Below are 2,869 nucleotides of genomic sequence, written 5' to 3'. Positions count from 1 at the left end.
CACCCCGCCGTAGAGCCGGGCCATGCCCGGCTGCAGTAATCGTAGCGCCGGGCCATGCCCGGCTGCAGTAATCGTAGCGCCGGGCCATGCCCGGCTGCAGTAATCGTAGCGCCGGGCTCTGCACGGCCGCTGTAATCGTAGCGCCGGGCTCTGCCCGGCCGCTCTTCGCAAGGAAACACCATGGCCGACAAGCCCGCCCAAATGCTGCTCGATCCCGGTTTCGAACTGACCCTGCGCCCCATGCGCTACCCGCAGTTCTATGACATGTATCGCAACGCGATCAAGAACACCTGGACCGTGGAAGAGATCAACTTCCAGATCGACATCAGCGACCTGCATGGCAAGATGTCGCCGGGCGAGCGCCACCTCATTCACCGCCTGGTTGCGTTCTTCGCCACCGGCGACTCGATCGTGTCCAACAACCTGGTGCTGAACCTGTACCAGCACTTGAACGCGCCCGAAGCGCGCATGTACCTCTCGCGCCAGCTGTACGAAGAAGCGCTGCACGTGCAGTTCTACCTGACCCTGCTCGACAACTACCTGCCCGATCCGGACGAGCGCGCCAAGGCGTTCGACGCCGTGGAGAACATCGACTCCATCAAGCAGAAGGCCGACTTCTGCTTCAAGTGGATCGACTCCATCCAGAACCTCAAGCGCATCGAAACCCGTGACGAGCGCCGCCAGTTCCTGCTCAACCAGATCTGCTTCGCCGCGTGCATCGAAGGCCTGTTCTTCTTCGCCGCCTTCGCCTACGTGTACTACTTCCGTTCGCGCGGCCTGCTCAACGGCCTGGCCTCGGGCACCAACTGGGTGTTCCGCGACGAGAGCGCGCACATGGAGTTCGCCTTCGAATGCGTGGACGTCATCCGCGAAGAAGAGCCGGACCTGTTCGACGACGAAATGAAGCAGCAGGTCTATGACATGCTCGCCGAAGCCATCGAATGCGAAGTGAAGTTCGCCGAAGACGTGCTGTCCGGCGGCGTGGCGGGCATTTCCACCCGCGACATGCGCCACTACCTGCAGCATTGCGCCGACAACCATTTCCATCGCCTCGGCATGGAAAAGAAGTACAACGTGCGCAACCCGCTGAGCTTCATGGAACTGCAGGACGTGCAGGAGCTGACCAACTTCTTCGAACGCCGCTCCTCGGCCTACCAGGTGGGCGTGAAGGGCGAAGTGTCGTTCGACATGTCGTTCTGATCCAACGGCTCCATGCGTAATGAAAAGCCCCGGCACTGCCGGGGCTTTTTGTTTCCGTTTACATCGCTGCCGTATCATCGGCGTCGACTCCACCCCTCGGCCCACCGCCATGACCGCCACCCCCGACGTCGTCCCGCCCACCGAAGTGCGCATGGCCGAAATCGTCTTCCCCAACCACACCAACCACATGGGCACCCTGTTCGGTGGCCAGGCGCTGGCGTGGATGGACAAGGCCGCCTTCCTGGCCGCCGCGCGCTACTCGCGCCGCACCGTCGTCACCGCGCGCTCCGACCAAGTGGACTTCAAGCTGCCCATCAGCATCGGCCAGATGGTGGAAACCGTGGGCCGCATCGTTGAAGTAGGCCGCAGCTCCATGAAGGTGGAAGTGGAGCTCATCGCCGAAGACCTGCACACCGGCGAGCGGAAGCTGTGCACCCGGGGCCACTTCGTCATGATCGCCCTGGACGAGAACCACAAGCCCACCGCCGTGCCGGCGCTGCCCGACGACATCGCCGGCCCCTGAACGGGCAGGGCGATTGCGAAGCCTGCAATCGCCCCCATCTTGCTGGCATGTCCACTCCACTGGCTGACTTCATTCACCGCGCCCGCCGCCTGTTCGTCCTGACCGGCGCCGGCTGCAGCACCGACTCCGGCATTCCCGACTACCGCGACGCCGACGGCCAGTGGAAGCGCACCCCACCGGTGAACTACCAGGATTTCATGGGCGAGGTGGCCACCCGCCAGCGCTACTGGGCACGCAGCCTGATCGGCTGGCCGCGCTTCGGGCAGGCCACGCCCAACGCCACCCACGCCGCCCTGGCCGCCCTGGAAGCGCGCGGCAATGTGGAAGTGCTGCTCACCCAGAACGTGGACTGCCTGCACCAGCGTGCCGGCAGCGTCGGCGTCATCGACCTGCACGGCCGCCTCGACCAGGTGCGCTGCATGGGCTGCGAGGCCCGCAGCGGGCGCGAAGACTTCCAGCACGCCTTGCTGGCCGCCAACCCCGGCTGGGACACGCTCGAGGCCGCGCAGGCGCCCGATGGCGACGCCGACCTGGAGGGCGTGGATTTCAGCGGTTTCAACGTGCCGGCATGCCCCACCTGCGGCGGCATCCTCAAGCCAGACGTCGTCTTCTTCGGCGAAAACGTCCCCCGCGACCGCGTCGCGGCCGTACACGACCACTTGGCCAACGCCGACGCCGTGCTGGTAGTCGGCTCCTCCCTGATGGTCTATTCCGGCTTCCGCTTCGTCCAGGCCGCAGCCAAGGCAGGCCTACCGGTAGCGGCCCTGAACCTGGGCCGCACCCGAGCAGACGACCTGCTGACGCTAAAGGTAGAGCAGCCCTGCGCAGATGGGCTGTCGTTCCTATTGCCAGCCAACGCCTAACGCCGGGCTCTGCCCGGCTGCCTCACCATTCGACCAACGCACACCCCGCTATCCGCCTCGTTCGACCAACGCACAGCCCCCGTAGCGCCGGGCTCTGCCCGGCTGCCACACCGTTCGACCCAAGCACACCCCCGTAGCGCCGGGCTCTGCCCGGCTGCCTCACCGTTCGACCCAAGCACACCCCCGTAGCGCCGGGCTCTGCCCGGCAGCCTCACCGTTCGACCCAAGCACACCCCCGTAGCGCCGGGCTCTGCCCGGCTGCCACACCGTTCGACCCAAGCAC

The 2,869-nt window shown here is 65.7% G+C and carries 3 protein-coding genes; all 3 read left to right on the top strand.

Annotation, left to right across the window (positions count from 1 at the left end; all coding sequences use genetic code 11):
- Nucleotides 1–180 precede the first annotated feature (180 nt).
- The 3 genes from ACREPD_RS22030 to ACREPD_RS22020 all read left to right on the top strand — a co-directional run bounded on the left by ACREPD_RS22030 (nucleotide 181) and on the right by ACREPD_RS22020 (nucleotide 2,586).
- Nucleotides 181–1,200, top strand: a complete 1,020-nt coding sequence (locus ACREPD_RS22030) for a ribonucleotide-diphosphate reductase subunit beta (protein WP_431601272.1) — start codon at nucleotides 181–183, stop codon at nucleotides 1,198–1,200.
- A gap of 109 nt (nucleotides 1,201–1,309) precedes the next feature.
- Complete coding sequence (locus ACREPD_RS22025) at nucleotides 1,310–1,723, top strand: acyl-CoA thioesterase (protein WP_421570060.1); 414 nt, start codon at nucleotides 1,310–1,312, stop codon at nucleotides 1,721–1,723.
- Between the two features lie 47 nt (nucleotides 1,724–1,770).
- Nucleotides 1,771–2,586, top strand: a complete 816-nt coding sequence (locus tag ACREPD_RS22020) for an NAD-dependent protein deacetylase (RefSeq protein ID WP_431601271.1) — start codon at nucleotides 1,771–1,773, stop codon at nucleotides 2,584–2,586.
- Nucleotides 2,587–2,869 lie beyond the last annotated feature (283 nt).

Origin of the sequence: Stenotrophomonas sp. (assembly GCF_050737075.1) — a bacterium.
Lineage (GTDB): Bacteria > Pseudomonadota > Gammaproteobacteria > Xanthomonadales > Xanthomonadaceae > Stenotrophomonas.
This window is presented reverse-complemented; position numbering and strand designations above follow the sequence as displayed.